Genomic DNA, 5,590 nt, shown 5'->3' on the forward strand with positions numbered 1-5,590 from the left:
AACGGCGTGCAGTTCGTGATGACGTCGAATTACGATCCCGACGATCTGTATCCGAACGGCCTGCATCGCGACCGCATGCTGCCGGCGATCGCGCTGATCAAGGACAAGCTCGACGTGCTCAACGTCGATGCGGGGGTCGATTATCGCCAGCGCACGCTCGCGCAGGTGAAGATGTATCACACGCCGCTCGGCGCGGATGCCGATCGCGAACTGCGCCATGCATTCGGCAAGCTCGCGGCCGTGCCCGACGAGAGCCCGATCCTGCATATCGAGAAGCGCGAACTGAAGGCGCTGCGCAAGGCGGACGGCGTCGTGTGGTTCGATTTCGCGACGCTGTGCGGCGGCCCGCGTTCGCAGAACGACTACCTCGAACTGGCGAGCCGCTTCCATGCGATCGTGCTGTCCGAGGTGCCGCAGATGTCGCCGCGGATGGCGTCCGAAGCGCGCCGCTTCACGTGGCTCATCGACGTGCTGTACGACCACAAGGTCAAGCTGCTGATGTCCGCGGCGGTGCCGGCCGAGGAACTGTACGTCGAAGGCCCGATGGCCAACGAATTCGCGCGTACGGTCTCGCGCATCGTCGAGATGCAGTCGAAGGAGTATCTCGAAACACCGCGCCGCATCGTCGATACGTCGTTGACCTGAGTGGATGCGGGCTCGGGTAATTGGCGGGATTTAAACGTCAATTTCGGTTAAATTAAGTCGATCTGCGGGTATTTTCGGATTTGTCTTATATTCATCGTTGAGGTGAGCCGATATTGTGGTGTCATGGTTATTAAGGCTGGAGATGTCCATGACACCGTATCGCGATTTGACCGACCACGAATGGCGCTGCGTCGCGCCGCTTCTGCCCGAAATGCAGCCGCGCACCGAGTTGCGCGGCCGGCCGTTAGCCAATACGCGGGCCGTGCTGAACGGGGTGCTCTGGGTGATCTACAGCGGCGCAACCTGGTCGGCCATGCCGCGCCGTTACCCGTCGTATCAAACATGCCATCGCCGCTTCAAGGTGTGGCACGAAACGGGCACGCTGATGAATGTGATGCGTGAGCTTTATGGCGAAGCCGGTATGAATCTGTGCAATGAACTCTCCGCGCGGATGCGCAAGCACACGCAATCGAAAGCGGCGGAGGCGCGTAGCAACGCAGCACCCGCGTATCGTGCACCAGGCAGCTATGCATCGGGTGCAATGAAGCACGCAGCGTGATTCCATCGCTTTTCGTTGTGCGCGCACCAAAAGAAATCGGCCTGACGACGTTGTCGCAGGCCGATTTTTATTGAGCCGCGCGTTTTGGCGCGTGGTGCGTTATTGCTGGCGAACCCAGGTCTGTGAGCGACCGAGCAGCGACACGCCGATGTAGCCGCGCACCACGAGCTTCTGGCCACCATCTTCAAGCGTCATCTTGCACTTGTAGACCTTGCCGTTCTCCGGGTCGAGAATGTTGCCGCCGTCCCAGTGGTCGCCGTCCTTCTTCATCGCCTTGATGATCGTCATGCCCTTGATGAGCTGATCCTTGCGCTCGTCCGTGCACGCGGTGCAGCGGCGATCGGGCGTATCGTTCGCGCCGAGGCCCTTGACGACCTTGCCGGTCAGCGCGCCGTCGCCGTCCTCGGCGATCTGCACGAGTGCCTTCGGTTGATGGGTGTTGTCGTCGATCGTTTGCCACATGCCGATGGGGCTGTCGGCTTGCGCGAAGGTGGGTGCTGCGCACGCGAGCAGGGCGCCGGCAATGGCGATTGCACGCAACGGGCGGGTCAGTTGAATCATTGTCATCCTCCTTGTTTTGCATGTCTGTTCGATTCGCCCGCACGCCCGTCTGCATGGGGCGGGCATGTTGCGAGCTTCGCCAGAATACGTGAAACCGTGCGCCACGTTTGATAGAGGGGACTCTAATCGAAACAGCCCGCGTGATGCGGGCTGTTTCGAGGCTTTGGTGACCGATCAGTTGAGCTGATAGGAGAACGCGGCGTTGATGCGTGGGCTGCGTGACGCGCTTTCGACCGGTGCGTCGCCCACCGGTTTGGCGACGTTCAGGTCGAGACTGTAGTAGCGGCTGTCCGTGAGCCGCACGCCGATGCCGACCGACGACATGCGGTTCGGTGACGGCGTGCCCGAGTGCAGATACACGCGCGCCATGTCGTATGCGATGTACGGCGTGATCGATTTCAGATACGTCCAGCCCGGCGTGAAACCGCGGTTGACTTCCAGCGACATCCCCCAGCCCGAGTCGCCCGACGTTTCGCCCGGCTGGTAGCCGAGCGCGTAACGGGTCGAGCCGAACGAGATCTGTTCGGACGTCGGCAGCGAGTCGGGACTGTATTGCCCGGTCAGCGAAACCGACGTGCCGATCCGGAACGGCCATTCGTTCGTCTGCGTGAAAGTCGCGCCGGTGCGAACGAAGGTCAGCGAGATCGGGCTATCCACCGAGGTCGTCGTCGTACCGACGGTAATGTCCTGCGCTTTCGACGCGCCGAGGATATTGAACCCCTTCGCGACGTTGACGCTCAGCTTCTGTACCTGTTTCGGCTGGACGCTCGTGTAGTCGAGCTGCATCTGCAGCACGCGAACCTGCGAACGCGTATCGAGGCTCGCACCGTTGATCTGGTTCTGGTAGCGGTCCTCGTTGTGCGACGCATAGCCCGACACGGTGCCGAGCAGGCTGCGCTGATTGTTCAACAGGATCGGATAGGAGGCCGAAAGACCGAGTTTTTCGTTCTTGACCGTCCGCTCGACGTACGACGGCAACCCCGGGTTGTCGGTCGGCTTGCCGCGATATGTGCTGGCATCGAGTCGCGTGATCAGGCCGCTGCTGCCTACGGGCAGGGCGCCGCTGAACGCGAAGTAGGTTTGCTTGTCGCGTCCCGGCGGCGCGAGCGCCGAGATGCTCAGTTGCTCGCCGAATCGCGTCAGGCCGTTTTCGGTCGCGGTGATGAGGCCCTGGACGCCCGGGTGGTTGAAGTCGATCCCCGTGCTGACGTTGAACGGCTTGCGGTCGACCGCGAGCTCGAGCGTCGTCGCGCCGTCGGTGGTTTGCGGCGGCGGGACGTTCGCCTTCACCGTGAGGCCGGGCAGCAGGCCGAACGTGTTCACGTAGTGCTCGAACGTCGCGCGGCGCAGCGGTCGGTCGGCCGTGATGTGCGCGGCAATCGCGCGAATCTTCGGTTCCATCGCGCCGGGTTTGCCGGTGACCTTGACCTCCGACACATAGCCTTCGACCACCGTGATACGCACGACACCGTCCTCGAACGTCTGCGCGGGAACGAACGCGAACGACAGCGCGTAGCCGCGCTCCTGGTACAGCTTCGTCACGCCGTTGGCGGTTTCGATCAGCTCGCCGATCGTGATGTCCTTGCCGACGAGCGGCGTGAAGCGGCGCGTGATTTCCTCGAACGGTACCGACTTCACACCTTCGACCTGGAACGTCTTCGGCGTCAGGTGCCGCGACAGCAGCTCCTGCAATTGCGGCGCCTGCGGCGCGACCTGAACGGTGACGTTCGGGCCCGTCTTCGGTGCGTTGATCTGGGGAAGGGAGTCGAGCGGGTTACCGCCGACGCGCGTTTGTGCCTGTGCCGTGCCTGCCGCCGCGATGGCGAGCAGCATCATCCATCTGTCGAGTCTGGATTTCATTGTTCTTCCTCGTAGGCCTTGCTTTTCGTCTTCTTTGTAATACCGGCGCGCGACACCTGGATGTCGCGCGCCGCGTGCCGCCATGCCGGTTGTGCTTGTACGGCCGCGCCATTCGCTCCGGCTGCAATGACGCGACCGTCCTCCTTACTTGCCAACGCTACCCAGCGTACCCAGCAACCCCGTGACCGGTGCCAGCAGGCCCGTCGAACCGCTGCTCGACGATGCCGTACCCGACACGCTGCCGACCAGCGACGTGACGGGTGCGAGCGGGCTCGAGCCCCCGGACCCCGCTGCACCGCCAACCGCTCCGGTGACAGTATTCAGCAAACCGGTGACGGGCGCGAGAGGGTTTGCACTGCCTGCGCCACCTGTTGCGCCGCCGAGCGTGCCCGTCACCGTCGACACGAGATTCGTGACTGGTGCCAGCGGACCGCTGCTACCGCCTGCCGCGCCACCCAGTGCGCCGGTCACCGTGGAGACGAGGCCGGTCACCGGCGCGAGCGGGCCGCTGCCCGAGCCGCCCGTTGCGCTGCCAAGGGCGCCCGTGAGCGAACCGAGCGGCGTCGAGCCGAGACCCGACAGCAGGCCGCCGAGCGGGTTCGTCGAACCGGAACCCGACGACGAGCCGTTCTGGACGGTTGCCGTCGAACCGCCGACGAGGCTCGTGATCAGGCCGGGGATCGGTGCCGCGCCATTCGGGCCGTTCGGGTTGACGAGCCCGCCCGCGTTGGTCACGGTGTTGCCGACCGCGGTCACGAGCTGGCCGACGTCGCCGACGAGCGGCTGGCTCGACGTGCCGCCGACCTGCTTGCCGGCCGAGCTGATGGCGCCGCCGATCTGGCCGAGCAGGCCCGAGACGGGTTGGCCGAGGCCGGTCGTCGTGCCGACCTGCTGCGTGACCTGGCCGGCGGTGATCACGAGCGGCGTGATCGCCGAGCTGATCGGTTGCGTGACCTGCTGCACGGCGCCCGACGACAACGTCGAGCCGATCGTCGTGCCGGCGGCCGTCAGGCCGTTGGCGACCGTGTCGAGCACGGTGCCGACCGGCGTCGTGACCGGCGCGAGCGGTGCCAGCGGGCCCGTGCCCAGCGCCTTGACCGTCGAGCTCAGGCCGGAGACCGTGTTGCTGGTTGCGCCGACGACGTTGCCGAGACCGGCAACCGTGGTGCCCACCGGGTCCTTCGTCGAGCCGATCTGTCCCAGCCCGTTGCTCACCGCATCGGCTGCCGCACCGACGATCGTGCCGGTGCTGGACAGCGTGCTGCCGACGCCCTTCGTCACGCCGTCGCCGAGGCCCGGCAGGCTGATGTTGCCGACCGTGCTGCCGAGGTCGGTGGCCGTCTGGCCGACCGTGCTGATGACACCCTTGGTGCCGGTCGACGAGCCGCTGGTACCGCTCGTGCCGGACGTGCCGCTCGTGCTCGGGTTGTTGTTGTCGTTGCTGCTGGTCGGCGGCGAGCTGACGCCGCCGCCGCCGCAGGCGGCCAGCAGGCACGCCGCGGCGAAGGCGGTGAGGGGCGCGCGCCACTGGCGCAGGGCGACCGTCGGGATGGAACGTTGCTGGGACATGATGGACTCCTCGCTGTCTTTTCGATGAATGGATGTCGGATTACTTGCCGTGCGTGCCGCCGAGCAGGCCGCCGATCAACGACGTGACGGGCGCAAGCGGATTCGACGCCGCGCCCGAGTTCGTGACGGCACCCGTGCCGCCGCTCAGTGCCGGTACGCCGACCGTGCTCGTCACCGTGGAGACGGCGTTCGTCACCGGGGCGAGCGGGCTGCTGCCGCCTGCGCCACCCGTTGCGCCGCCGAGGGCGCCCGTGACTGCGCCGAGGAGACCGGTGACCGGGGCGAGCGGGCCCCCGCTGGTACCGCCCGTTGCGCCGCCGAGCGCGCCGGTGACCGTGGAGACGAGGCCCGTGACCGGAGCGAGCGGGCCGCTGCTGCCGCCTGCTACGCCACCGA

General features: G+C 65.7%; 5 protein-coding genes and 1 pseudogene. 2 read left to right on the forward strand and 4 right to left on the reverse strand.

The genetic code is table 11. The annotated features are described in order from the left end of the window. The coding region (gene zapE / locus JMF90_RS21850; RefSeq protein ID WP_201325421.1) for a cell division protein ZapE at positions 1 to 645 on the forward strand (645 nt) is incomplete at its 5' end. A gap of 148 nt (positions 646 to 793) precedes the next feature. Continuing rightward, positions 794 to 1,204 (forward strand): transposase, encoded by a 411-nt coding sequence (locus JMF90_RS21855; protein ID WP_006476154.1) that lies wholly within the window; start codon positions 794 to 796, stop codon positions 1,202 to 1,204. A gap of 99 nt (positions 1,205 to 1,303) precedes the next feature. Here JMF90_RS21855 and JMF90_RS21860 read toward each other — a convergent pair whose 3' ends face one another. From JMF90_RS21860 to JMF90_RS21875, 4 genes and pseudogenes are all read right to left on the reverse strand, one after another. Continuing rightward, positions 1,304 to 1,765, reverse strand: coding sequence for a DUF2147 domain-containing protein (locus JMF90_RS21860; RefSeq protein ID WP_011545269.1), 462 nt, complete (start codon positions 1,763 to 1,765; stop codon positions 1,304 to 1,306). A 174-nt stretch (positions 1,766 to 1,939) separates the two neighbouring features. After that, positions 1,940 to 3,625, reverse strand: a complete 1,686-nt coding sequence (locus tag JMF90_RS21865) for a ShlB/FhaC/HecB family hemolysin secretion/activation protein (protein ID WP_201316864.1) — start codon at positions 3,623 to 3,625, stop codon at positions 1,940 to 1,942. A 144-nt stretch (positions 3,626 to 3,769) separates the two neighbouring features. Further along, complete coding sequence (locus JMF90_RS21870) at positions 3,770 to 5,194, reverse strand: collagen-like triple helix repeat-containing protein (RefSeq protein WP_201316865.1); 1,425 nt, start codon at positions 5,192 to 5,194, stop codon at positions 3,770 to 3,772. Positions 5,195 to 5,234: 40 nt separating this feature from the next. Beyond that, positions 5,235 to 5,590, reverse strand: a pseudogene (locus tag JMF90_RS21875) (collagen-like triple helix repeat-containing lipoprotein); the annotation flags it as partial.

The sequence above is a fragment of the Burkholderia sp. E168m23 genome, assembly GCF_016586125.1.
In the GTDB taxonomy this organism is placed as follows: domain Bacteria; phylum Pseudomonadota; class Gammaproteobacteria; order Burkholderiales; family Burkholderiaceae; genus Burkholderia; species Burkholderia orbicola.